The organism is Methylobacterium sp. E-016 (assembly GCF_022829745.1).
Classification (GTDB): domain Bacteria; phylum Pseudomonadota; class Alphaproteobacteria; order Rhizobiales; family Beijerinckiaceae; genus Methylobacterium.
Genome location: NZ_JAKSYF010000092.1, coordinates 1 through 23,674 on the forward strand (window position 1 = coordinate 1; position 23,674 = coordinate 23,674).

The 23,674-nt window shown below is 64.9% G+C and carries 20 protein-coding genes and 2 pseudogenes; 3 read left to right on the forward strand and 19 right to left on the reverse strand.

The annotated features are described in order from the left end of the window. Positions 1–365: carbohydrate-binding domain-containing protein (locus tag MKK68_RS11940; RefSeq protein WP_279605317.1), on the forward strand; the 365-nt coding region annotated here is incomplete at its 5' end. A gap of 924 nt (positions 366–1,289) precedes the next feature. Here the strand turns inward: MKK68_RS11940 and MKK68_RS11945 are convergent. The 13 genes and pseudogenes from MKK68_RS11945 to MKK68_RS12005 all read right to left on the reverse strand — a co-directional run bounded on the left by MKK68_RS11945 (position 1,290) and on the right by MKK68_RS12005 (position 16,954). Further along, a complete protein-coding gene (locus tag MKK68_RS11945) occupies positions 1,290–2,783 on the reverse strand; it encodes a mannose-1-phosphate guanylyltransferase/mannose-6-phosphate isomerase (protein ID WP_279605318.1) in 1,494 nt (497 codons plus the stop codon). Positions 2,784–2,830: 47 nt separating this feature from the next. After that, the gene (locus tag MKK68_RS11950) at positions 2,831–3,496 is read right to left on the reverse strand and encodes a serine O-acetyltransferase (protein ID WP_244030445.1); all 666 of its coding nucleotides are present in this window, start codon (positions 3,494–3,496) and stop codon (positions 2,831–2,833) included. Continuing rightward, on the reverse strand, positions 3,493–4,716 hold the full coding sequence (locus MKK68_RS11955) for a glycoside hydrolase 5 family protein (RefSeq protein ID WP_244030446.1): 1,224 nt from the start codon (positions 4,714–4,716) through the stop codon (positions 3,493–3,495). The genes MKK68_RS11950 and MKK68_RS11955 overlap by 4 nt, the downstream gene beginning before the upstream one ends. An 8-nt stretch (positions 4,717–4,724) precedes the next feature. Beyond that, the gene (locus tag MKK68_RS11960) at positions 4,725–6,071 is read right to left on the reverse strand and encodes a lipopolysaccharide biosynthesis protein (protein WP_244030447.1); all 1,347 of its coding nucleotides are present in this window, start codon (positions 6,069–6,071) and stop codon (positions 4,725–4,727) included. After that, the gene (locus MKK68_RS11965; RefSeq protein WP_244030448.1) at positions 6,068–7,048 is read right to left on the reverse strand and encodes a glycosyltransferase family 2 protein; all 981 of its coding nucleotides are present in this window, start codon (positions 7,046–7,048) and stop codon (positions 6,068–6,070) included. Before MKK68_RS11965 ends, MKK68_RS11960 begins: the two co-directional genes overlap by 4 nt. Positions 7,049–7,055: 7 nt before the next feature. Further along, positions 7,056–8,318, reverse strand: a complete 1,263-nt coding sequence (locus tag MKK68_RS11970) for a glycosyltransferase family 4 protein (RefSeq protein WP_244030450.1) — start codon at positions 8,316–8,318, stop codon at positions 7,056–7,058. Beyond that, positions 8,318–9,109, reverse strand: coding sequence for a DUF1616 domain-containing protein (locus tag MKK68_RS11975; protein WP_244030451.1), 792 nt, complete (start codon positions 9,107–9,109; stop codon positions 8,318–8,320). The genes MKK68_RS11970 and MKK68_RS11975 overlap by 1 nt, the downstream gene beginning before the upstream one ends. Then, positions 9,096–11,018 carry a hypothetical protein gene (locus MKK68_RS11980; RefSeq protein WP_244030454.1) on the reverse strand — a complete coding sequence of 641 codons (1,923 nt, stop codon included), beginning with the start codon at positions 11,016–11,018 and terminating at the stop codon, positions 9,096–9,098. The genes MKK68_RS11975 and MKK68_RS11980 overlap by 14 nt, the downstream gene beginning before the upstream one ends. A gap of 56 nt (positions 11,019–11,074) precedes the next feature. Then, the gene (locus tag MKK68_RS11985; RefSeq protein WP_244030455.1) at positions 11,075–12,256 is read right to left on the reverse strand and encodes a glycosyltransferase family 4 protein; all 1,182 of its coding nucleotides are present in this window, start codon (positions 12,254–12,256) and stop codon (positions 11,075–11,077) included. Position 12,257: 1 nt separating this feature from the next. Continuing rightward, complete coding sequence (locus MKK68_RS11990) at positions 12,258–13,088, reverse strand: glycosyltransferase family 2 protein (RefSeq protein WP_244030456.1); 831 nt, start codon at positions 13,086–13,088, stop codon at positions 12,258–12,260. A gap of 99 nt (positions 13,089–13,187) precedes the next feature. After that, positions 13,188–14,792, reverse strand: a complete 1,605-nt coding sequence (locus MKK68_RS11995; protein ID WP_244030460.1) for a polysaccharide biosynthesis/export family protein — start codon at positions 14,790–14,792, stop codon at positions 13,188–13,190. A gap of 424 nt (positions 14,793–15,216) precedes the next feature. After that, a pseudogene (locus tag MKK68_RS12000) lies at positions 15,217–16,275 on the reverse strand (IS630 family transposase). A gap of 161 nt (positions 16,276–16,436) precedes the next feature. Next, positions 16,437–16,954: pseudogene (locus tag MKK68_RS12005) on the reverse strand (transposase). A gap of 373 nt (positions 16,955–17,327) precedes the next feature. On the opposite strand from MKK68_RS12005, the gene MKK68_RS12010 reads away from it, so the two are divergent. Continuing rightward, entirely contained in the window at positions 17,328–17,558 is a 231-nt protein-coding gene (locus MKK68_RS12010; RefSeq protein WP_244030462.1) for a hypothetical protein, read from the forward strand. A 45-nt stretch (positions 17,559–17,603) separates the two neighbouring features. Here the strand turns inward: MKK68_RS12010 and MKK68_RS12015 are convergent, their stop codons facing one another. From MKK68_RS12015 to MKK68_RS12035, 5 genes are all read right to left on the reverse strand, one after another. Continuing rightward, positions 17,604–18,428: a Crp/Fnr family transcriptional regulator gene (locus tag MKK68_RS12015; RefSeq protein WP_244030464.1), complete on the reverse strand. Its 825-nt coding sequence runs from the start codon at positions 18,426–18,428 to the stop codon at positions 17,604–17,606. Further along, positions 18,425–18,664, reverse strand: a complete 240-nt coding sequence (locus MKK68_RS12020; RefSeq protein ID WP_244030466.1) for a hypothetical protein — start codon at positions 18,662–18,664, stop codon at positions 18,425–18,427. The genes MKK68_RS12015 and MKK68_RS12020 overlap by 4 nt, the downstream gene beginning before the upstream one ends. A gap of 2 nt (positions 18,665–18,666) precedes the next feature. Then, complete coding sequence (locus MKK68_RS12025; RefSeq protein ID WP_244030468.1) at positions 18,667–19,431, reverse strand: Crp/Fnr family transcriptional regulator; 765 nt, start codon at positions 19,429–19,431, stop codon at positions 18,667–18,669. Between the two features lie 663 nt (positions 19,432–20,094). Further along, positions 20,095–21,084, reverse strand: coding sequence for a zinc-dependent alcohol dehydrogenase family protein (locus MKK68_RS12030; protein ID WP_244030470.1), 990 nt, complete (start codon positions 21,082–21,084; stop codon positions 20,095–20,097). 33 nt (positions 21,085–21,117) lie between these two features. Continuing rightward, positions 21,118–21,837, reverse strand: a complete 720-nt coding sequence (locus MKK68_RS12035) for an NADPH-dependent F420 reductase (RefSeq protein WP_313899227.1) — start codon at positions 21,835–21,837, stop codon at positions 21,118–21,120. Positions 21,838–21,859: 22 nt separating this feature from the next. Here MKK68_RS12035 and MKK68_RS12040 point away from each other — a divergent pair, with 22 nt between their 5' ends. Then, positions 21,860–22,759, forward strand: a complete 900-nt coding sequence (locus MKK68_RS12040; RefSeq protein WP_244030473.1) for a LysR family transcriptional regulator — start codon at positions 21,860–21,862, stop codon at positions 22,757–22,759. A 236-nt stretch (positions 22,760–22,995) separates the two neighbouring features. Here MKK68_RS12040 and MKK68_RS12045 read toward each other — a convergent pair. Beyond that, positions 22,996–23,674 (reverse strand): NmrA family NAD(P)-binding protein (locus tag MKK68_RS12045; protein ID WP_244030475.1); only part of this gene is annotated, 679 nt, incomplete at its 5' end.

A 23,674-nucleotide genomic window follows, 5' to 3' on the forward strand; every position in this document is an offset into this window, starting at 1 on the left:
GCGTGGCGCAGGATGCCTACGGTGAGGATGCGCAGTTCGTGGTGAAGGTCGATGGCGCCCAGGTGGGCGGCGTCCAGACCGCTCACGCCAGTCACGCTGCCGGCGCTTGGGACGTGGTGAACCTCACCGGCGATTTCTCCGCAGCGTCAAACGTCACATTCCAGTTCATCAACGACGCCAATGACGGCCATGGGCATGACCGCAATCTATACCTCACGGATCTCAAATTCGATGATCACGCCGTCGGCAATGCGCATGCGAGCATCAGCTCTGCCGGCACAGGAGCGGTCTATTCCGACGTTGCGGAGCTTTGGAGCAACGGCAGCGTCGGCTACGACTTACATTGGAGCCACGACATGCTTTAAGAGCGTACGACAGTCAAGGCTATTTTGAGGATGCACACTGTCGCTGATCGTCAAGGCGTGAGCCCGATCAGGCGAGCTTGAAGCGTCGTTGGCCTCCGCTTGCCGGATCAATATATGCATCAGCACTTAGTCGCCCTTCAACATCGCGTTGTGCTATTGCCAGCCCTGGGCTTAATCAAACAAACAGCATCAATGTGATCTAATCGACTGACGGGAAGATCTCAATAAAACGTACACCGTCCCATAACTCAACTGTGTGGCCGCCTACGATGGCTTTGGCTTTGACAATCGCGCTTGGATCATCCTCCACGTTCAACCTTGCCATCCCGAGGACCTCACCGCTCGTACCCAGTATAACGGCGCAGTAGCGTGGCGATGCGTGTGAATTTTCCAAACCGTAGACCTGATCCTATCATTGCCTGCCATTGCCCTCTGCATCACTTTATCGGATCAACTTGCTAGGGAGCATCCAAGAGCGAAAATCAACTATTTCGTAAGCGCCATAGACGCTTCTCTCCTGTAACTTGACCTTCCACAAGGCCATATCGCGCCAAGCGTATGCATATCTCGGTGGCTAAATTTGCCCGAATCCGGGTGGGAAGCTTTGCGCGTGAGGCGATATCTGTCGGCGTAGCGAACTCCCTCGTTAGCACCGAGAAAACGCGCCTATCCTTTTCCGTTAATTGAGTAGAGCTAGACTTGATGTTGCTCAGCGGAAGATTCGCTGACGCACGAAGAATGGGGCAACCCTGCCCGTTCTTGAAACCCTGTGTCTTGCAGGTCCCTCGCGGGGTGTCCGGGTCAAGGCGAGCAACAACGCATTCTCCATCAAAGACAGTAAAAGAGGCATCACAGCCCGTGCATAGTTCATGACGGATCCGCATGGGCAACTTTCTTACAAAAAATTGTGTGCTTTATTCGTGGTCAACGTCCATAATCGTCGTCGAAGCGAACGATATCATCTTCTCCTGTGTAGCTGCCAACTTGAATCTCAACGAGTTCCAGTGAGATCTTCCCGGGGTTCGCGAGGCGATGAACGCAGCCGATGGGTAATTGAACAGACTCGTTCTCGTGTACGAGGGTCACGATCCCGTCGACGGTCACCTCGGCCGTCCCGCGCACCACGACCCAGTGCTCGGCCCTGTGATGGTGCTTCTGGAGCGAGAGACGCCCCTTCGGTCTCACCATGATCCGCTTGACCTGGAAGCGCGCGCCGACGTCGATGCGCTGGTACCAGCCCCACGGGCGGTGCATTCGCAGGTGGTCGTCGGTCTCAGGCGAGGACTCCGCCCGGAGCGCACCCACTAGTTCCTTCACCTCTCCCGCCCGCTCGCGCGTTGTGACCAGCACGGCGTCGTCGGTGGTGACGACGACCACCCCCTCAAGCCCTAGCACCGCGGTGAGTAGGCCGCCCTGGCTGCGCACGATGCTGTCGCGCGTCTCGCGGGCATGGACGCGTCCGTGCAGGGCGTTGCCGTTCCCGTCCTTGGCGGAGGCGTCCCAGAGCGACCCCCACGTCCCGATGTCGAGCCAACGGAAGCCAATTGGGAACACGACGGCGCGACCCGTCGCCTCCATCACCGCCCGGTCGAACGACAGCTTGGGGGCGTCAGCGAACCCGGCCGTGCCGAGGCTCAGCGCGTCGCGCTCGGCGATGGCGCCGTCCAGGGCCGCCCGGACCGCGCCCATCACCTCGGGGACGTGCCGGTCCATCTCCTCGATCATAACGTCGGCCCGGAACAGGAAGTAGCCCGCGTTCCAGAGGGCGCCGTCGGAGGCCAGCGCGGTGGCCCTGGCGGCATCCGGCTTCTCAAAGAATCGTGCAACCCGCGCGGCGGGGCCGGCGCCGATCGTCTCGCCCGGGAGGATGTAGCCGAACTCCGGCGCGGCCCGGTCGGGGGCTGTGCCGAAGACGACAACATGGCCCTCGCCAGCGAGGACAGCGGCCTCGGTGCATGCGCGGACGAACCCGGTCACGTCGTCGACGAAGTGGTCCGCTGACATGACGAGCACCACGGCCTCGGGGGCGAGGCGGAAAGCATGCAGGGCGGCCACGGCCACCGCCGCGCAGGAATCGCGCCCCTCGGGTTCGAGGATCACGTCGGCCCACGCCCCCACCGCGAGCATCTGTTCGACCACGACGTGTCTGTTGGCGACGGGTGCGACGACCGTGGGACGCCCGAAGCCGCACGCGCCGGCGACGCGAAGGACCGTGGATTGGAAGGTAGTCGGATCACCCTCCACGAGGGAGACGAACTGCTTGGGCATGCATGTCCGGGACAGGGGCCACAACCGGGTGCCCGATCCCCCGCACATCACGTAGGGGTGGATCGTCAGGTTCGCCTCAGCAACCTCGGGCGAGAGGGTCTTGGCCTCTTCGAGGGTCGTCTCGCGGGTCGCGTCGCGTTCGAAGTACATGGCTGGTTACGTCCTGTGCGTGGGAGGCGGTGCCGGGACGGCGCGTCTCAATGCTGGATGGGTCCGGGGTGCGGAACGAGGTAGGCCGCAGACCCGCGATGCCCTACGATGAGCGCCGGGACGCCGAGGACCGTGCTTCCGGCCGGGACGTCCCGGGTGACGAGGGAGTTCGCGCCCACCACGCTGTCATCCCCGACCTCTATGCGACCGGCTACGACCGCGTTGGTGGCCACGTAGACGCGGTTGCCGATCACGGGCGCGCCGCGTCTCGAGCCACGGCCGGAGGTGCCCACCGTCACGCCCTGCGAGATGTTGCAGGTGTCGCCAATGACGGCGTCCTCATGGACGATGATGTTCCCGAAGTGCCCGATGTAGAGCCCGGGGCCGATGCGGGCACGGTAGGGCAGGGAGATGCCGGTGGTCATCTCGATAAGCTTCTGCGCGATGCCGGCCCCGAGCAGGACGGCCCGCTTGAGCGGACCGAACAGCCGAGACCTATAGATGCCCGCCGCCGCCCGGTACTGCAGCAGCGCCCATAGTCCCTGCTCGGTCAGGACGAGGACGAGCGTAGTTGTCCCCGGACGCATCTCGCGGTACCGGGCGAAGTCGGCCCGGTAGGCGGACCACCACCCCGGCGGCGAAACGGCCGGGGACGGCGCGGCCTCGGCGCCCACCCCGATAGCGTGCTCGACGATGGCGACGGCCCTCCTCATCGCGCCGTCGCGTCCGCGCGCCGCCTGGATGCCTCGCCGGCGGCGGCTGCTGCGTCCTTCAGGACATCCCAGGTACTGCCGCCGTCGTTGCGGACGTCGAACTTGTCATGGGCGTCCTCCGGGTAGCGGCCGCTGTCCTGCTTCGACACGAGCCGCCAGACCACCCAGCCCGGGCAGGCCGGGGAGGCCGCGATGGTCGCGAGCCAGGTCTTGTAGGCGTCCGCCTGCCCCGGGTCGGACCGGGGGACACCGAACTCCTCAAGGAGGATGGGCTTGCCCCGCTCCTCGGCGAACCGGCAGTTGCGCCGGATCAGGGCGTCGAAGTCGGAATGGGTCATCTTGGCGTAGGAGGCGTAGCCATGCCACGTCCCGAAATCGACGGTGTCGGGCTCCAGGTCGGCGAACGGGACCGCCATATTGGCGTGCCCGGTGGCGACAAGGTGGGCGGGGTCGACAGACTTGACGTGCCCGGACATCTCCCTGACCCAGGCGACCAGGTTCGGCAGCGGGTGGATGTCGGGCTCGTTGGCGAGCTCCCACGCCATCACCGTGGGGTCGTCGCGATAGGCCTTCCCGTTGATGGCGTTCACATGCGTCAGGACGTGGGTGGCCCAGTCCCTGTAGTCTCGGCGCGTCTCCGGACTCGCGCCGAAGAACATGTACTTGTCCCGGCTTCCGTGCCAGGCCGACATCTGCTGGGCGCCCCCAGTGTAGCCCCAGAAGTCAACGAGCGCGACGATGAGCTTCAGGTCGCGCCTGCGCGCCTCGTCAAGGACGAAGTCCATCCGCGCCAGGCCGTCGGGACCGTCGTTGAAGGCGACGCGGCCGGCGGCCTTGTCCCAGGACATGACGTAGGCCCCGCGCGTGCCGAGGTCGCTGGCGTCGGCCTCGGACTTCCAGTTCCAGATCGTCGGGACCGAGCCGTCAGGCGAGCCGATGACCGGCTGGATGAAGGTCCGGACGACGTTGGCCCCCATCGCCACGGCGTCGTCGAGCACCCGCGTCACCTCCTCCCGCGAGCCGAAGGCGAGATAGTGGTTGTTCACGCCCGCGACACGGAACGGCTTGCCGTCGAGGACGAACCCTGTCCCCTCCCGCGAGACGAAACCTTTCCCCGCCCCCTCCGCCGACAGGGCGGGCGTGGCGATGGGGCCTTCGAGGAGGCTGGCTAGGAGGCCGGCTAGGAGCAGCATCCGTGCTGTCGTGCGCGATCTGGCCATGAGAGTTCCTATCGCTGGGGGTGCAGGGAAGGGGCGGCGTCCGCCTCGGCGACGGCCGGGAACGCCGACTGCAGGATCGCGGGCGCCATGACGACCGCCTGGAGGCAGGCCGCCGCGAGCCATCCCTGGACGAGGGTGGTGAGGCCGCCGTACCGCGCGCCGAGGACGGCGCCAGCGAGCTCCAGCGTGCCGCCGGCAGCGAGGACCATCGCGGCCGGCCCGAGGCGTCCGCGCAGGCGCTCGACGGCGACGAAATGGTACTTGACGCCGACGGCCAGAGCTCCGAACCCGAGAAGTGACAGGCTCGTCCCGGCGAGCTCGGGGTACCGGGGGCTGAACAGGCCGAGGATCGCCTGCGAGGCGAGGAGGAACGCCAGGCCGGCGACGAGGCCGGTGAGCGCAGAGATCCCGAGGGAGAGCCTAAGGCCGGGGGCGATCCTCGCGGGATCGCCGGACCCCGACGAGTAGACGACTGTGGCGAGGCTGGCCGGCACGAGGAAGGCGACGTTGAGCACGGCCCACCCGGCGTAAAAGGCCGCGTTCGTCTCGGCGGAGAGCACGACGGTCACGACGAGCGGGAGCGCGAGGCTCGGCACCTGGAGCGCCACGTTGACGGCATGGTGCCCGAGTATGTCGCCGGCGAGGGGCCGCAGCATAGTCAGGCTCGGGCGGGCCCATGCTCTTCCCTGTGTCCCGTGCCGGAACCGGATCGAGCCCGCGAGGACTAAGAGCGACGCGGCCTGGGCCAGTATCCAGGTGGCCAGGATGTCCGCGCCAGTGGCGCCAGCAACGAGCCATGCTACGAGGCAAAGCATCGCGAGCTTGCCCGCCGCGAAGCCGATGCCGCGCCACATCGCCGTCGCGCTTCGCATCAGGCCGACGAAAGCCTGGTCCACGACGAGGGATATCCCGGTCACGCCGACGCCGGCGGCGAACAGGATGCAGCCCGAAGCTCCAGCGAGCAGGTCGCCCATGCCGATGGGGAGGAGCTGGGCGAGGCCGCCGTAGCAGAGCCCTACGGCGACGCAGCCGATGGCCGCCGCCGCTAGGGCGGTGGAGATGAGGGCGCCCGCGTCCTGGGGACGTCGCGGGACATGACCGATGAGCATCGGCCCAAGCCCGGTCTCACCGGCCTGGGCGAGAAGGCTCATCATGGAGACCGCGGCCGCGGCGACGCCCACCGCCTCGGGCGTGAAGGACCGCGCCGCCACAAACCAGTAGGCGAACCCGAGGACGGCAGTGACGATGGTGCCGAACGCCAGCGCGCCAGCGTTGAGCAGCAGGGACGCGTTCCGCACGACTAGACCGCGCAGGCCCGCAAGTCCCATGTCCGGCGCCGGGGCTGAGCGGCTCATGAAAGTCTTTCCGGCGCGGGGACCGCGGCGGATCCCGGGCCTCGGGACAGCGCCTGCCCGGCGCGACCCGCGGCGTAGGCGGCCGCCGTGAACGAGAACCCAACGACGATGGCAGCCGCGCGTCCGATCCCGGCCGCGTCGCCGCGCAGGGCCCGGCGGAGGCCGCTGGCGATACCCGCCGGGAGCACGCTGCGGACGTAGGCGCGCTCAGAGGACAGGGCCTGCCCTGTCCCGACGACCCGTGAAAGGACGGCCTTCGAGGTGCCCTCCGCCCAGCATCGAGTCGCGAGGTAGCCCCACGTTCCCCGCCCGTCCGGCACCCGATGGAGGCAGGAGGCTTCCGGTACGTGCACGAATCGCCCCCCCGGGATCGCCTTGCCCGCGCGGATCGCGAGTTCCGTCTCCTCGCATCCCAGCGGCAGTGCGGCGTGGGTGCGGCCCATCCGGGTGTCGAAGCCCCCGACCGTCGCGAAGACGGAGCGGCGGACGGCCATGGCCGCGCCGATGGGGTTGCGGACCGTGCCCGACGGATGCCCGGCGTAGGTGCAGCCGACGACCCACAGGAACTCGTCAGGGAACCAGGACGGCGCGCCCCCGTCCCACCGGGGCACGATGCGTCCTGCCACGCCCAGGACCGCAGGGTCGCACGATGCCTCGGCCATGCGCAGGACCATCTCGGGCGCCGCCACGGCGTCGTCGTCGAGGAAGACGACGATCTCGCCCCTCGTGGCCGCGATGCCGGCGTTGCGAGCGCCAGACAGCCCCCTCGGTCCCTTGTTCTCGATCAGGTGCGTCCTCGGCAGGACGGCTTCGAGGCGCGATCGGAGCGCCGGGTTGTGGTCCACCACGACCACCGCCTCGGGTGCGGACGGGACCTGGGCCTGGATGGACCGCACGGCGGCGACGACGTCGGCGAAGCGGCCGTCGCTGTAGCAGCAGATCACCACGCTGGCGCTCGGGATGGGTTCGTCGTGCATGGCGGCCTCAGGTTCCAACGGGGGAGAGTTGGCACTCCGCCCTCGGGGTCGGGCGTGGGACGAGCTCGTCGTAGATCCGCTCGATCCGCGGCACGATGGTCTTCGCCATGAAGAGCTCCGCACGCGCCCGGCAGGCCAGCGCCATCGTCTCGCGGCGGGTGGGATCCTGGATCATGGTCGACATCGCGTCGGCGAGCGCCACGTCGTCCCCCGCAGGGACAAGGAGCCCCGTCTTGCCTGGGTCGACTAGGTCCGAGAGCCCGCCGATGTCGCTGGCGATCATCGGCCGGCCGACGGCATGGGCCTCCATCACGATGGTGCCGCATGCCTCCGGCCATACTGAGGGCGCGATCCCGAACAGGCAGCGGCTCCAGGCATGCATGACCGCGGCGTGCGGCCAGCTCTCAAAGACCGTGACGTTGGGCGGCAACTCGTCGGGCATGTCCGCGCACCGCCGCCCGATCATCACGAGGGGCGGGGCGTCCCCGAGCGACGCGTAGGCCTTCAGGAGGACCGAAACGCCCTTGTTGCGGTTGAGGTCGCCCACGTAGAGCAGATAGCCATCGTCCGGGAGCAGGGCGACGCGGGGATCCGGCGACGGGTCGAGGTCGCCCACCGCGTCGGGGATGAACGTCGGCAGGATCTCGTAGGGGGTGCGGCCGCCGGGCAGACCGCACTTCTCGGCCACAGCGCGGCTGACCGCGATGAACCGGTCCGCCAGGCGCCGCTCGATCCGGGACGACACCGTGTTGGCGGCGTAGGTCAGCGATCCGACGGCCTTGCCGTAGTGCTGCGATGCGCAGGGAAAACAGCGCATCGGCGACGGTCCCGGGCACGGCTCCGGACCGCGCATCAGGGTCTTGCGGGCGCAGACCAGGCCGTAGTCGTGCAGCGTGACCACAAAGGCTGCATCGTTAAACTGACGCAGCGGGAGGTACGAGTGTAGGAGCCAGTTGTGGGCGTGGACCACGTCCGGCCTGAATTCGCGCACGAGCCGGGCGAGGTTGAGGGTCAGCTCGGGGTCCGGGAACGGCGGTGCGTGCCGGCGCTCGTCGTCGCTGAACAGGGCCGCGCTGCGCTGCATGGTGCCGCGCAGGCCATGGATGGCTACCCCGCCCTCGACGTGGTCGTCCGGGCGCCTGGGATGGCGCTGCGTGGCCACGGCTACCTCGTGGCCGCGTTCGGCGAGCGCCTCGCCGAGCGAGGTGACGTGGCGTTCCTCGCCGCCGATGACGGGAGCGTGGAACTGGGACAGCAGGAGGACACGCATCAATCCCTCACGGTCGTTGGGTTGGCCTCAGGCGGGACGTCGATCCAGACCTGGCGGTAGACGCGGTCGCGTTCGCCGTCCTTGAACAGGCGCGCCTCAAGCCGGCGGTGGACCGGGCCGCGCGTGGCATTGACCGGCATGGTCCTCGTCTCCCCCGCATCCAGGGCGATCCTGGGCCAGCGGTCGACCAGCTTGCCCCCGTCCAGCACCTCGATGTCGTAGCTCGTCCTGATCCGTTCCGCGTTGCGCAGGCCCAGGGTTGCGCTCGATCCCGGCGCACGTCCGACAGGGAGCAGCCACATCTCGGTGTAGCGGTACTGGTCGTGGGCGTTCGCGCCTTCCCGGGCATACACGAGGGCCCCGCCGCCCATCGCGAGCCCGATCGCCAGGATGGCGAGGTCACCGATCCTCCACGAACGGCCGGCGGCGCCCCCCCGTCCGCCATGGCCGTCCCGGGATGCCGCGGACGGCGTTGCGGCGAGACCCAGGATGGCGATGCCCGCGAGGGACAGCACCCAGCCCGGGGCATCGAGGGACCCCACGACGTTCAGCGCAAGCCCCGTGACCACCGTGAGGGAGAGGCTGAGCGCGACCGCAATGACGCGGGCCTCGGCGTCCCAGGCGGTGGCCGGAAGGGCCAGCCCGATGAGGCTACGTCCGGGCAGCCACAGGACCAGGAGCAGCGCGAAGGGCGCACGCGCCCATGGGGGGGCGGGGGAGAGGACGATCGCCGCGCAGGCCACCGTCAGGAGTCCGAGGGCTAGTCGCGAGAGGCGTTCAGCGCTGCGCATCGAGCCTCCGGATGTCGTAGGTGACGATGTAGCCGTCGTCGAAGGCCCGCCCGACGCGGGGGGCCTCGTCGAACTTCATCAGCGCGGCCGGGGTTGGCGGCCGGCGATAGGAATTGTCGTTGGCCCCGCCGTCGAAATAGACGCCGACGACCGGGAGCCCGGTGGAAAGCCGACGGTCGACCGTGACGTACTCGACGCCCCCCGTCCGCAGCCTTGCAACATCCGGATCCGCGAGTGTGGGCGCTAGGATGGCCTGCCCAGTGTCGACCCCGTCCTGGAGACTGGTCGCGACCTGCTGACGGCCGTAGGTCGCCAGCAATAGGCGATTGATGCGATCGGCCGCGAAGACATGGCCCGGCCCGATCCACTCTTTGGTCCACGACGCGAACGAAATACCCATCGGACCGACCGACGCGGAATCCGCGGAGACCTGGAACTCGGCGGGCACCAGGATGCGCGGCCCCTGGGAGCTGATGATGCCGCCCACGAGGACGCAGAGGGCACCTACCGCGAGGACCGTCCTGCGGACTGAGCCGTACCCCCCATCGGGGCGGAAGAAGGCGACCGCGACGGCGGCAACGATGCCGACGCCCAGGAAGGAAAAGGGCCCAATGCGGTTGCCGATCTCCCAGCCGCTGCGGGTGAGGCGGAAGACGATGCTGAGCGGGAAGGCGAGGGTGACGAGCGTTAGGAGGAGGAGGCGGCTGTTGCCCCAGTCCCTGATCCCAGAGAGGGCGTCCGGCAGCCGGCCGCGCATCGGCAGGCCCGCCATGGACAGTGCGCGCACGAAACCGAGGAGCAGCCCGAGGCAGGTGAGGCCCACCGAGCCCACCGTGACCAGCCGCTGCCACATCGGGGCGACGGAACCGTCCTCGGACACGAAGGGAACCCGGCCCATGGACATGGTGAGCATGCTCAGTGCCTCGCGCACGCCGGACTCGACCACGGGGCCGAGGTATCCCGTCGTCGGGTTGCCCACGTAGTGGGACCAAAGCAGCGGCGGCGTGACCGAGAGCGCCGCCGTGACGAACGCCCAGATCCTTGCCTTGCCGCTCACCCCGCGGCGGAGCAGTTCGAGGACGGCGAGCCCGCTGAACAGGATGGCAGCGAAGAACCCCGTCATGTGATGGGTCACGGCCAGGGCGGCGAACAGGACCGGCATGATCACCAGGACGTGCCGCGCGCGGTCCGCGCCTTGGGAGCGGGCGTCTGCCAGCAGCAGGGCCGCCACGAGCGGGACCGCGAGGCTCTCGTAGGAGAACTGCACGTCGAAGACGAGGAATGTCGAGGCGCCCATGTAGACCAGGCAACCGCACGCCGCGATCCGGGCGCTGCCGCATATCCTCTGGTAGGTCAGGAACAGCGCGCCCACGAACGTCAGGCGCGCGACGGCCAGGACCATGCAACCGGCCTCGAACACGCTTAGTCCCGAGAGGTGCGTGAGCGCCGTGGTAGCGAGCTCAAGGCCCGGATACAGCGGGCTGACTGGCAGCAGCGGGTTCTCGCCGAATAGGCGTCCGGTCTCGACGATGCCGTTCGCGGTCGACCAGTGCAGGAACTCGTCGTGATCAATGAAACCGGTCGGCTCGCGGATCATTTTGATGGCGAACAGGGCGAGGGTCAGGAGGAGTAGGTTGGCAAGTTGCTCCGTCCGTCCCGTCCCGGCCGAGAGCGCGCGCATGGCGAAAGGGAGGAACAAGAGCGCGATGGCGAGGTAGAACGTCTCGACCGCATGCGGCCATCCAGTACGGCTCGCGTTGGCCGCGAAGGCGGCGATGCAGAGCGAAAGACCGGCGCCGAGCGACAGGAGCGCCGTCCGACGCAACGAGATGCCTTCGCCTTCCGACGCATGCACTAGGGCCGGGCTTCCCCAACCGATCAGGCGCAGGGCTGCGCGGAAGGGAGCCATGGCGATGCCCTTCCTGTCCCGCCCGGGGGCGAGCGTGGAGCCCTGTGCCGCCGCGTTCACCGAGCGCCATCCATGGCGGGCATCTCGGAGGGGGCGGGTGCCGCGCCCTTGCCGGCCACGACGCACCTGTAGATCGCCAGGAGCTTGGCGGCGCACTCGTCCCAGTTGGGAAGCGAGACTGCCGCAGTGGCTGGGTGGGCCATCTGTTTGGACATGGCTGCGGCCACCGCCTCCGGTGGGGTTTCGAGCGGCAGGGAACGGACTAGGCCGCGCTCCGCCAACTCGCGGAAGCCGGACGTGTCGCTGGTTAGGACGGGCCGTCCGAGCGAGAGGGCCTCCATCACCGCCACTGGATGAGCCTCGTAGTCGCTGAGCAGGACGACGAGGGAGGCCGTCGAGAGGAACGTCGCCATCGCGCCCCGGTCTCTCGCCGCGATGGCACCAACGGTCGCGACCTCGGAGAGGCCATGCTGCGAGATCATCTCGATCAGCTTGGCCTTGTAGGGACCCTCGCCGAGGATGCGGAGGCGTGCGCCGGGATGCTTCCGACGGAGATGGACGAACGCCTCGATGGCCCTGTGGTGGCCCTTGTAGCGTTCGAGCCGCCCGAGCGAGACCACGAGCGGCCGGTCGGGGCAAGGGGTTGCCCCCGCATCGGCCTTCGGCAGGCTCGCCCCGTTGGGAACGACGACGAAGCGGTCCCTGTCGATCCCCATGCTCGTGCTAAAGTGCGCGGCCTCGAATTCTGACACGCCGATGAGCTGGGCGGCACGGGATGCAAGCGGTCCGAGGATGGCCTGCTGCAGGCCACGTGCCCGTACGCGCGCCGCCGAGGAATGACCCCCGCTATGGAAGGTGAGCACGAACGGGGTGCCGTGAAGGCTGGCGGCTAGCATGGCGAACGGTGCCGCCAGCGTGTGGTAGCCCTGGATATGGATCACGTCGCTCTCCCGCCCGACCCGACCGGCGACGTGCCGTAGCAGCCCTGGTGCGAGGCACCAGTCCCGGCCCTTGGGGTAAGCGCGCACTCGGACCACCTGCATCGTCCCGACGCGCTCCTCGGCCGGGAGGCTGCTGTCTGGATCAGCCGTCAGGACCGTCACCGCGTGGCCGGCATCGGCCAGCCTCGTCCCAACCTCGTGGACATGGGTCTCCGTACCACCCGTGAAGGGGAGGTAGCGTGCGCTGACCATGAGGATCTTGAGCGGGCGCTCCGCGCCGTCGGGACGGTCGAGCATCTCAGGCGGCCTCCACGACGGGAAGAGGCGTTCCGCGGCCGACCCGCTCGCGGACGATCGTCTTCAACACGCGCCAGCCGTCGGGGATGGCGCGCAGATTGCTGGTCCCGTGGATGCGGTCGGATTCGTAGCTCGCGACCTCGACGATCTTAAGCTTGCCCTTGAGGGCCCGAATATTGATCAGCGTCTCGATCTCGAAACCATCGCAGTCTGAGTGCAGTAGGGGCACATGGCAACGCCAGAAGGCCAGGTAGCCGTAGCAAAGGTCGCTGAAAGAACTTCCGTAGAGGCTGCGCACGGCCAATGTCAGTCCTAGGTTTCCAGTGCGTCGGAACAGCGTCATGTCGGAGGTTCCCGCACCTTGCATAAAGCGCGAGCCCTTCGCGAAGTCGGCTCCTGTCATCAAGGCGGCCACGAAGCGGATGATCTCGTCGGGATGCATGGAACCGTCGGCGTCCATCATGACGATGACATCCCCTGTGGCGGCCTCGAAACCAGCTCGGAGGGCCGCTCCCTTTCCACGTCGGGTCTCAAGAACGATCTTCGCTTCGGGCTTCAGTTCCCTAGCAACGGCGACTGTCGCATCCGTCGAACACCCATCGACGATGATGACTTCGGCGAGCCAGTCAGGAAGTCGGGGAAGGAGCCACCTCAGGTTCTCTGCTTCGTTCAACGTGGGGATTACGACACTCACCTGGGGGACTGGTACGTGCTGCTGTACGAGCAGGGCGACCGCAGGTACGCTCAGGAGGTCGGGGCCGCCCTCCTGTATGATGATTTCTGAGAGATGTTCGACGCGGGAGTCGGATTTGGAGTTGATGAGAGCGTCCATCTTGTATTTCTCCGAGCGCGAGGGTGCGGCGTCCAGTTATTTCGGACGTCGGGCATTGCAGGTCTGGCCGAGGCCAGGAACATTGGCGATGGGTAGAGATTATTGGCGGTTGTCGCTGTTGCCGGCGATAGAACGCGCAGCCTTGACGTCTTCCGGCCTTGCGGGAGGCGACGGATGAACGGTTGAGATGGGCCGTGGGGGCGAGGGTTGGATCACCTTGGTCGCATCAGGGGATAGTAGTACGGGTGCTCCCGGACGCGCGATGATGGACTGGAGGCTACCCGTGGTGTTGGGGCCGAGTATCGTCTGCGAAAGGACAGAGCTTTCTTCGCTCCCGGGCACGGAGTGGAACGCGACAGGAGCAACAGATGGCGCACGGTCAGGCTGCTTGAGCCGAACGAGGTCCCCTGGCAGAAGGATCGCGGTCGGAGATACTGGAAGAATTACGGCGCCGCCGGCATTCCTGCGCACGATCTCATATTCCAGCTCACCATCGACATCGGACGGACCATGCTCGGACGAGAGCGCTTTAACGACGTCAAGGAGACCTTGACCCTCGTCGAGCGTATCGGTGGCCTCCCGCTTAGCCACCGAAGCCACCTTGCTCACCTCAAGTCTGTTTTCTAGGCGAAACCTTTCGAGATCCCGCTCGCTGTCAGCAACCCGCTTGCGGGCTCCTTCAAGATCTAGAAGGGCCTGTTGGCGACGGTCTTGGGCGTCACCAAGTTCACTTTGAGCCTGGATGAGCACTGGCCGCCCAATGACGTTGCGGTCCGCGAGGTTCGTCATGCCCGTAACCCGCTCGACGCGCATGGCGATGGTGGCATCGAGAGGTCCGAGTCGATCGGAGCGAGAAGCCAAGTCGGTACGCGCGTTAACTAGCGCAGTCTTGAGCGCATTCTCCTGAGCACCTCGGCTCATGGTTGTGAGGTTGCGCTGCCAGGATTCTTCACCGACCAGAGCGGCTGCCCCAGCCTTGCCTGCGAGAGATGCCAAGTCGCCCTGGGACACCGATACGTCGTCGCGTTCCGCTTGAAGCACAGTAGTACGGGCGATCAGCCGTTTAGCTCGGTCGAGGTTGCGTTGCAGCCGCTCGACCTCGCGTCCAAACTCTATTCTTTGCCAAGCCTCCGGCTCCTTCTCTCGAAGTCCACCGGCCAAAGCGAGCGCATGAAGGACCGTCATGCCGCTCTCGAACTTGAATGCCCCCGGGTTTTTAACTGGGCCCACAATATATATAGGTCGATGCTCAATCGCTACGACATTAACGAAACCCTTGCGGCCGATCAGGTCCTCGAAAGGCATCGATAGTGACGCCAGGAACGCATCCTGCGTAAGGCCGGCTCCCGGAAATCGGCCGAGCATTGGCAACGAGACGGTGCCGTCCTCGCCAATAACGTATTCACCAGTGAGTTCGGATCTCTGATGAAATCCTCTCGGGACCGCATTGCGGCCGCCACGCCACTTGTCCTCATCATTCTCCAGTCTTTCGTAAAACACAAGCCTAAGCTTATCTCCCTCATGGAGTAAGTTTATGTTTTTAATTGTATCCCGTGTCGCGATGATCGGCGTTGCAGGATCGGCTTTCTCAAAAACGACGCCGGCGCCGGTAGCTTGGAGAGGCATGAAAAGTAGAACAGCCCCCGTGGAGACGGTTAAACCTCTAAATATGGTCATTAACCTGTTGGTCGTGTCGGCAGCCATGTCGAACAATCCTTCAGGGAAGTTACGGGCACTTCTTGCAGTGTAAAAACAAGCTTTATATCATGGATAATCTGTAAGTTCAGGCGAAGAGGAAGCGTCATTTGACTAATCTTAGGGCTTCTCTTGCTTTTTATTAAAGCATTATAACAGCTCTCCAGAACTATCATTTTACTGTTTTAAATTAATTATTAACTAGAGATATAAATCAAGTATATATAAAAAATGGTGCTAGCTCAATAACTTACGGCCTTTGAAATATAATTCGCCTAAAATAGAGGCGAATTTTTTATCGAGCGGACCCGCCAGTACGCATCTCAGCTTGACTGTCAAAAGGCCCCGACCGCGCTGTAGAGAAAAGTCAGCAGAGAGAATGTCAATTTACTCAAATCAGTCAGACAAACGACCTTATGCCAATCGGCGGTGATCATGACCGATAGGCCCACGAACTCAGACCGAGGGACATGATTTTCCAGGCCTGAGCGACGAGCCTGTTCCAGGCGTCGTAACAGCAATCAACGATGTCGTCGTAGGAGACGAAGATCCGGTCGCCAAGCCAGTTGTCCCGGATGAACTGCTAGACATTCTCAACCGTTGTGAGTTCGGTCGCGCAGGCGGGCAACGGCAGCAGCGTGATGTTGGCGGGTACGACGAGGTCGTGGGCGACATGCCAGCCCGCCCCGTCGAGCATCAGCACGGCGTGGGCGCGGGGCGCGACGCAGCGGCTGATCTCGATGAGGGTTAGGTTCATCGCCTCGCTGTCGCAGCGGGATAGGACGAGACCGGCGCCCTTGCCCTTCTCGGGGCAGATCGCCCCAAAGATGTAGGCGCAGGCCGTGCGCTGGTCCTTGGGCGCAGACGGCCGCGTTCCGCGCCGCGCCCAGCGTCGCGGCAGGGTGTTCTTCTGGCCGACGCGCGCCTCGTCCTGCCACCACAGTTCTATGGCGGTCCCGAGCGGCAGCTTCGCACGGATCGCCGCTACGGCGGCGGGGAGGTTCTTGAACGCCGTCAGGGCGGCCGGGTCCTGCTCGTGGTGGCGCGGGCGCACCGACAGCTTGCGGAAGCCGAGCGCCTTGACCGTGCGCCCCACCGTGCTCTCGTCCAGGCTGATCCCGAAGCTGGCGTAGGCCCAGGTGGCCAGATCCTTCAGCCGCCAGCGCACCGCCCCGTGCCGGTCCGGCTCGGGCCCTTCCTCGATGGCCCGCGCCAGAGCCCGCCGCTGTGCCGCGTCCAGTTTGGGCGGGACGCCGGGGGCCGTGCGGTCGATCAGCCCGGCCGGGCCCTGCGCGTTGAAGACCACGACCCAATCGCGCACCGTCTGCAGACCCACCGCCCCGATCCGGGCCGTGTCCGTGCGACTGCAGCCCGCGTAGATCGAAGCCAGCGCCAGCAGTCGGCGGCCCTGGCCAGCCTCCCGGCTCGTCCGGACCAGCCGGCGCAGGGCGTCGGCGTTGAAGTCCTTGCGCAACGGCAACGCAGCCGACATGGCAAACCCTCCGGTCCAACCCATCGAATCTGATCCGCCCGCGCGACGGAACGCCAAGAGTCTTCGTCATCACCGATTGGTATTAGATATTTTATTTAGCTGAGGTAATGACTGACACTTCGCATGACGAACTGCGCTTCTTTTAGAGTCCGTCCGATAAGTCATGAGGCGCATCCCAGCCGTCGAACGAGGATCATGACAGCGGCGGCGTAGAGGAAGGCTTGAGCTGAAGCGAGGGTCGCCTCCGGGTCCTTCCAGAGGCGGCGGTTGCGGCTGATCCAGCCAAAGAAGCGTTCGACCACCCATCTGCGCGGGTGCACGGCAAAGCCGACTGATCCTTGGGTTTGCGCACGATGTCGACAGTGATGATCGTTGTGGTCGCGGGCCTGTCGCCGGCATAGCCTGCATCGGCGAAGGCCTTGGCGATGAACGGGAAGATCCGCCGCGACAGGCGCAGCACCGGTCCGGCACCTTCGCGATCCTGCACGTCGGCGGGCTGTGGGTCGAGGACGAGAGCGCGTCCATCCGTGTCGATCAGGGCCTGACGCTTGCGGCCCTCGATCTTTTTTCCGGCGTCGTAGCCGCACGGCCCTTCGCTCTCGGTGGTCTTGACGCTCTGAATATCGAGCACCGCAGCCGTGGGTGAGGCTTCCCGTCCGACACGCTCGCGGTCCGCCATGACAAGGTCGTGGTTAATACGAGCAAACAACCCCTCGTCGCGCTAGCGGCTGAAGTAGCCGAACGTGGTCGAACGCGGCGGCAGGTCCTTTGGGATCAGCCGCCATGCGATGCCGCCGCACAGCACTAAGACAAGCAATCGAGGTCCTGACCTCAGCTAATGTGGGTATTTGACATGCCAGGCAATGAATACCTCATCGCCGGCTTGGCAATGATGACCCTGATCGTCGTCATCGTCGCCGCATCAGTTATGCGGAGTAGGGTCGCCAAGTCCAAGGCGATCCCGAACAGTCCAGCTTCACCAAAATTCATGGGGTAGCACCACGCCAAATCCGGCCTGGAACTGAACTTTAACTCAGTGAACGGAAGCAATCATGCCGAGTTATTTCATATCTACATCAGATAAAGCACGGTCACATGAGAATGAAGGTCTTGTACTTTCTGGAACCGATGATTTTGCACAAGATATACGCCAGCTACTTGCGACCATGCTTCACGATGAAGACAGGAATAAAGGTAGAACCGTTTTCACCGCGAACGCTCACGATGCCTATGGGGATCCCATCATGAATGCTAGAGTCACGATGGAGGCACGTAAGCTGTAGAGCTACTTTCGTCGCTTTCAGCTTCCCGCATGGCTTCAATCCAGCTTAAGCTTCTGCTGAGCGAAGATCGAAGTGCAGGTAGTTGGGGTTGAAGCCGCAGAAGCCTTTCAGGCGCGCAACGTCAGGGATGTCAAGCCGCCCGCTTTTTAGCACGATCAGATCTTCGGCGCGCAGATCGCGCAGCGTGCGGTTGAGATGCACGACTGTGATCCCGAACACGTCAGCAAGCTCGTTCTGCGTCATCCGTAGCTCGTAGCTGCTCGCCGTCGCACGGCCGACAGCCTGCAAGCGGACCAGCAGTTCGCAAAAGAGATGCGCCACCATCTTGGCCGCTTGTCGCTGGCCCATGCTGGCCATCCACTCGCGCATGATCCCCTCGTCGACGAGGGTGGCCCACCAGAAGGCATGCGCGATATGAGGCTGTGTCGTGATCAGGTCGACGATCGTCGTGCGCGGGATCTCCGTCACATCGCAAGGTGTGAAAGTGCCGATGCTGTGGTCGCGCCGCGCCAGGATCGCCACGTGCAGGTCGCAGAAGTCCCCCGGGAGCAGCAGGCCCAGGATCTGGCGCTTGCCGTCGGGCAGGATCTTGTAGCGATACGCGAGGCCTTCCACGACGAGATGCACGGTCTCAGGGCGGTCCCCCTCACGACAGAGATCGCGATCGGCCTCGAACTTCCGGGTTGTGGTCGAGAGGGCCCGCAGCGCGGCTTTGTCGGTCTCATCGAGAGCGCAGGCGTGTTCGAGCTTGAGGATCAGCGGGTTCGAGGACGCTTGTTGCTTTGCTGGGAACGGTATCGCGGCATCCGAGTGGAAGGGGGCCTGCAACGTGGCTACTTCAGTCATGCTTTTCGGTGCTGTCGCAGTCATCGTGTTGCCTCCTCCAGCGTGTCGAAGATCGGTGCCGAGATCCCGAAAAGCCGTCCGAAGGCGGCCTCGACGAACCAGCCGGTGCCCACCTCGTATTCGGGGGTATCGAGACGCACCAGCACGGCGATCAGCATGCCGTTGGCAAGAAACAATCGCCCTTCCCAATTCGGGCTGCCTGTGTCGACAGCGATCGGCTGCAACATGAGCAACGCCTCGACGTTGTCGCGCGCATCCATGCCTAGCTTCCCCTGAGCTGGTTCAGCCACGGCTCGCTCCGGCGTGCGCCCCAGCGGGTGTTCTTGAGGTGGAGGTAGTTCGGCGTGAACCGGCAGAACGCCTTCAGTTGCTCGACATCGTGGATCGTCAGAACGCGCTGTTTGATCGTGATGAGGCCGAGGTCACGAAGCTCTCGCAGCGTGCGGTGCACGTGGACGGCGGACAAGCTTATCGCGTCCGCAAGCTCGACCTGCGTGAACGGGAAGGCGTAGCTGTCGTTAGTCACCTTTCCGACTACATCGAGCCGGACCAGCAGCTCGCAGAGAAGGTGAGCGATCCGCTGCTCCGGGGCACGGCCAAAGAGGTTGACTAGCCATTCGCGCAGCACCGCCTCGTCGACGAGGGCGCACCACCAGAGGGCCCGTGTAATCTGAGGATGGGACCCGGTGATCTCCTCGATCGCCCGACGCGGTATGTCGACGACCTGACACCGGGAGATCGTGCCGATGTTGTGGTCCATTTGGTCGAGGATGAACACGTTCAGGTCGCAGAAATCTCCTGGAACCAAGAGGGACATGATCTGGCGTTTGCCGTCCGGCAGCACCTTGTAGCGGCAGGCGAGGCCGTCGAGGATCAGATGAACATTCTCGGGTTCGCCACCCTCTTGGATCAGATCGACGCGTGGACCAACCTCTTGGATGCGCGACACCAAGCCATCCAGGGCCCGACGATCGTCATCCGACAGGTCCTCGAAGCCTTCCAGCTTTCGGGTCAGTGCATGCTGCATCACGCCTCGACGTGGGTTGAATTGAGGTAATCCTACATCCAATCCTTGTTTTGAATTTTGTCATTTGATCATATCTAATATCATATTACTACAAATATTGCCTGCCACTGAAACGAATTTTCATCAATTTCTGACGATTTGATGGTTAGTTGATTGAAAGGAATAGAATAGATTGCCTTTTGATCGATCATTTATCACGGCCGGGTGATATCCATCACCGATGGCGACAATTAGCATGTTTCGCTTCTGATTGGTCAAGCTGTGATTAAGGTCATCGAACGCATGCTCGAAGAGGAAGCCGCACGGGTGCATGACGGTGCATGGGACTGAGGATCGCGGGCCTCCGCATGCGCCGCGGACCATGCGGGCTATAGCGGCCGGCGAAGCGTAAGCCGTCGCGGAACACCGGCAAGCATCGTGGATGGATGTACAGTTGGCGTAGTCTCTCGGACCGAAGGGTCACGGCCCGCTTACCTCCTTGAGCCGAGGTTGCCGGATGACCGACAAATGACCGCTTCCGGAAGGCGTCGACGGCCATTGGTACGACCGGCATGGGTGGCCAGCGGAAGGGCTGCTTTCAATCAACTCGACAGCAATTGCGGACGTGCAAAACGGCCTCGCCGGAGTGAGGCCGTTTCCGATGATTAGTTCAGTGTCGGCCACTCAGACCGTCACCACGATCTTCCCGACCTGCTCGTTGCTTTCCATGAAGCGGGTCGCCTGCACGATCTCATCGAGCTTAAAGGTCTGTGCGATGACGGGCTTCAGTGCGCCCGAGGCCAACCCCTCGACGATGAAGGCCTTGGCCTGCTCCAGCCGTTCCGGGTCCGTCGTGATCTCGAAGAGCTGGTAGCCCCGGATGGTGAGGTTCTTCCCGAGGAGCGACAGAACCGGCACCGGCACGTCGGCAACGTCGAGGGCGCCGTACTGGAAGAAGATGCCCAAGTGCGAGAGCGCATCGAGGATCTTCGGCACCTCGGGCCCCCCGACCGGGTCGAAAGCCATGCGGGCGCCCTTGCCGTCGGTGATCCTCCTGACCTCGGCGACGAGGTCCTGCTCGGACGTGGCGATGACGTGCTGGGCCCCCGCTGCGAGAAGCGTCTCCCGCTTCGAGCTACCCCGCGTGAGCGCGACGGAGACACCGCCGAGCATGTTGACGACCTGGATGGCGGCAAGCCCAACGCTCGACGAGGCCGCCCGGATCAACACCACGTCGCCCTTTCGCATCTTGGCGATGTTGACCAAGGCGCCGTAGGCCGTGACGAACATCATCCAGGTCGCTGCGGCGTCCTCCCAGGACAGGCTCTCCGGGTGCTTCACCACGCCGAAGGCCGGAGCATTCACGAGTTCGCCGTGCAGGCCGTATTCGCCCAGCATGAAGCAGGGCACGACGCTGACCTTGTCGCCGACCGAGAAGCCTTCGACGCCAGGGCCGATCTTCTCGACGAGGCCCGCGGCCTCGTAGCCGGTGGTGGCGGGAAAGGTCGGCTGGGTGACGTACTGGCCGGTACGGAACATGACCTCGGCCCGGTTCAGGCCCATGGCCTTCACCCGGATCTGGACCTCGCCGGCCTTGGGGGCGGGCACCTCGACATCCTCGACCTTGAGGACCTCGGGACCACCGATCTCGTGGAAGCGTACGATGCGTGACATGACAGACTCCGTGAATGGAAGGCCAGGAGCGACTCAGGCCGCCTTGATCCAGGCCGGGGCCGCTGAAGTTCCCCAGCCGAGGAAGAACCCGAAGTGGATGTTGATCTCGCCGACCGGCTCCAGGTAGCGGGCGTTGCTCAGCGCGCCAGCATCGACAGGGGTGAACCCGACGGAAGATGCCAGGGCGGAGACTGCCTCCTTGGCGGCCTCGTCGTCGCCGGCGACGAAGACCTGCACCTCCCGGCCCTCGCGCGCCTCGGCGGGCAGCAGTTGGGCGAAGATCGTGTTGAAGGCCTTCACGACCCTCGCGCCCGGAACCAGCTTCTGGATCTCCTCGGCGGCGGATGTGGTGTGCCCGACTGTGAGCGCCTTGTAGTCCGGGGTGATCGGGTTCGAGATGTCGACGACGATCTTCCCGGTAAGGTCGCCTGTCCCCTTCAGGGCCTCTCCGGCCGAGCCGTAGTTCACCGCCAGGACGACAATGTCGGCGAGCTTCGCAACGGCCTGCGTACCCCCGCCCTGGGCGCGAGGACCGATCTCGCTGGCGAGAGCGGCGGCCTTGGCGGGGTCCCGATGACCGATGGTGACGTCGATGCCCTTTGAAGCGAGAAGCCGGGCCATGCCGCTTCCCATGTTGCCGGTGCCGATGATCGCGACGGTCATGTGCTTAACCTCCGATACGCCGCCCCGTGGGCGTTGGAGGGGTTGTGAGGCATGGCGTCCGATGGATAAATCGCCATTCCACGCACGCACTTGAAACAACAGGTTTCAAATCATGGACCGGCTCGCGAGCATGGCCATCTTCGCCAAGGCCGTCGAGGCAGGGTCCTTCTCGGCCGCCGCCGACGCGCTCTCGATGTCGTCCCAGATGGTCGGCAAGCACGTGCGGACCCTGGAAGATCACCTTGGGGTCAAGCTCATCAACCGTACCACCCGCCGCCAGAGCGTCACCGAGATGGGACGTGCCTTCCACGAACGGGTGCGGACCATCCTGGCGGAGGCCCTGGCGGCGGAGAGCCTGGCCATCCCGCGCGGGCGTATCCGGGTGAATGCCCCGGTCACGTTCGGAGCCCATGAACTGGCCCTGGTGCTTCCAGGGTATCTAGCTGCCAATCCCGGGGTTGAGGTCGAGTTGTCGCTCGCGGACCGGACGGTCGACCTGATCGACGAGGGATACGATGCCGTGTTCCGCGTCGGGCCCCTCGGTGACAGCGGCCTCATCGCCCGGTCGCTGCAGCCCATGAGGATGGTCCTCTGCGCAGCCCCCGCCTATGTCGAGGCACGAGGCGCGTCGGCGACGCCCGATGACCTGCGGGGGCACGAATGCCTCGGCTTCGCCTACGGCTCGACGCGGACCCAGTGGTCCTTCCTCGGACCGACTGGTACGGCCACCATCGATGTCTCCTGCCGGCACATCGTCAACAACGGCCAGGCCCTCCTGAACCTGGCCGAGGCGGGAATGGGCATCCTGCTGCAACCGGCATCGCTGGTCCGGGACGCCCTCGTATCGGGAAGGCTCGTCCACTTGCTGCCGGACTACGAGCCCCCGACGCATCCTATGCACATCCTCTACGCCCCGGATCGGCGCATCACCCCCAAGCTGCGTTCCTTCTTGGACTTCATCGCAACTCGTTTCGGTGGCTCGCACCACGCAATAGAAGCCATGGCCCGATAGACGACGAGCCATTGCGCTCTGGGCGTCTGCTTTGGAGCCAGACGTCGGTCGACTTCTACGACATGGTTGGGTGGAAAACAGTCTGACCGGTTCCGGGTAGCATCAAGGGGAAGCTGACATCAGCCGGTAATGGCGGACTTCAAAGCAGCAGCGTTGGGGGCTTGGGGCGAGGTTGGAGCCTCGCCCTCGCTAAGCATTGCCGCAAAGGATACGACTGCCCTGGCAGTCGCTGTTACCTAGCCAACCAGCGCGGCGGCGAAGTCACGGTAGGTGTGCAGCGGGCGCCCGAGGATGCCGGTCAGCCGTTCGCGGTCGCCCGCCTCCGGGATCATGCCGTCGCTGACGTAGCGCTCGGCCATCAGGCGCATCTCGTAGGCCATCCACTTCGGCATGAACGTCGCCATGTTCGCCTCGAACCCACTCGGATCGTCGCCGCCATAGGTCACCGGGCGGCCCAGTACCTCGGTCCAGATCGCCGCTGCGTCTGCGCCGGTCAGCGTGTCGGGACCAACGAGGTTGATGGTCTCGATCGGTAGCTTGCCCGGAGCTTGGTCGCGGCGGACCAGTTCGATCGCAGCGACCTCGGCGATATCGCGTGCATCGACCATGGCGACGCCCTTTGATCCGATCGGCATGGGGTAGACGTTGTAGTTCATGATCACGTCCTTGATCATGACCTCGTTGTCGATGAAGTAGCTCGGGCGCAGGATTGTGGCGCTGAAGCCCATCGCCTCCAGCATGCGCTCGGCCCCGAACTTCACCGCGAAATGCGGGACGTTGACGGCGCGGTCGGCATCGAACACCGACAGGTAGACGACCCGTTCGATGCCTGCGGCGCGCGCGGCGTTCAGGGCGATGATCGCCTGGGTGAACTCGTCACCCGTCACCGCATTCAGTAGAAACAGCGTGCGGACC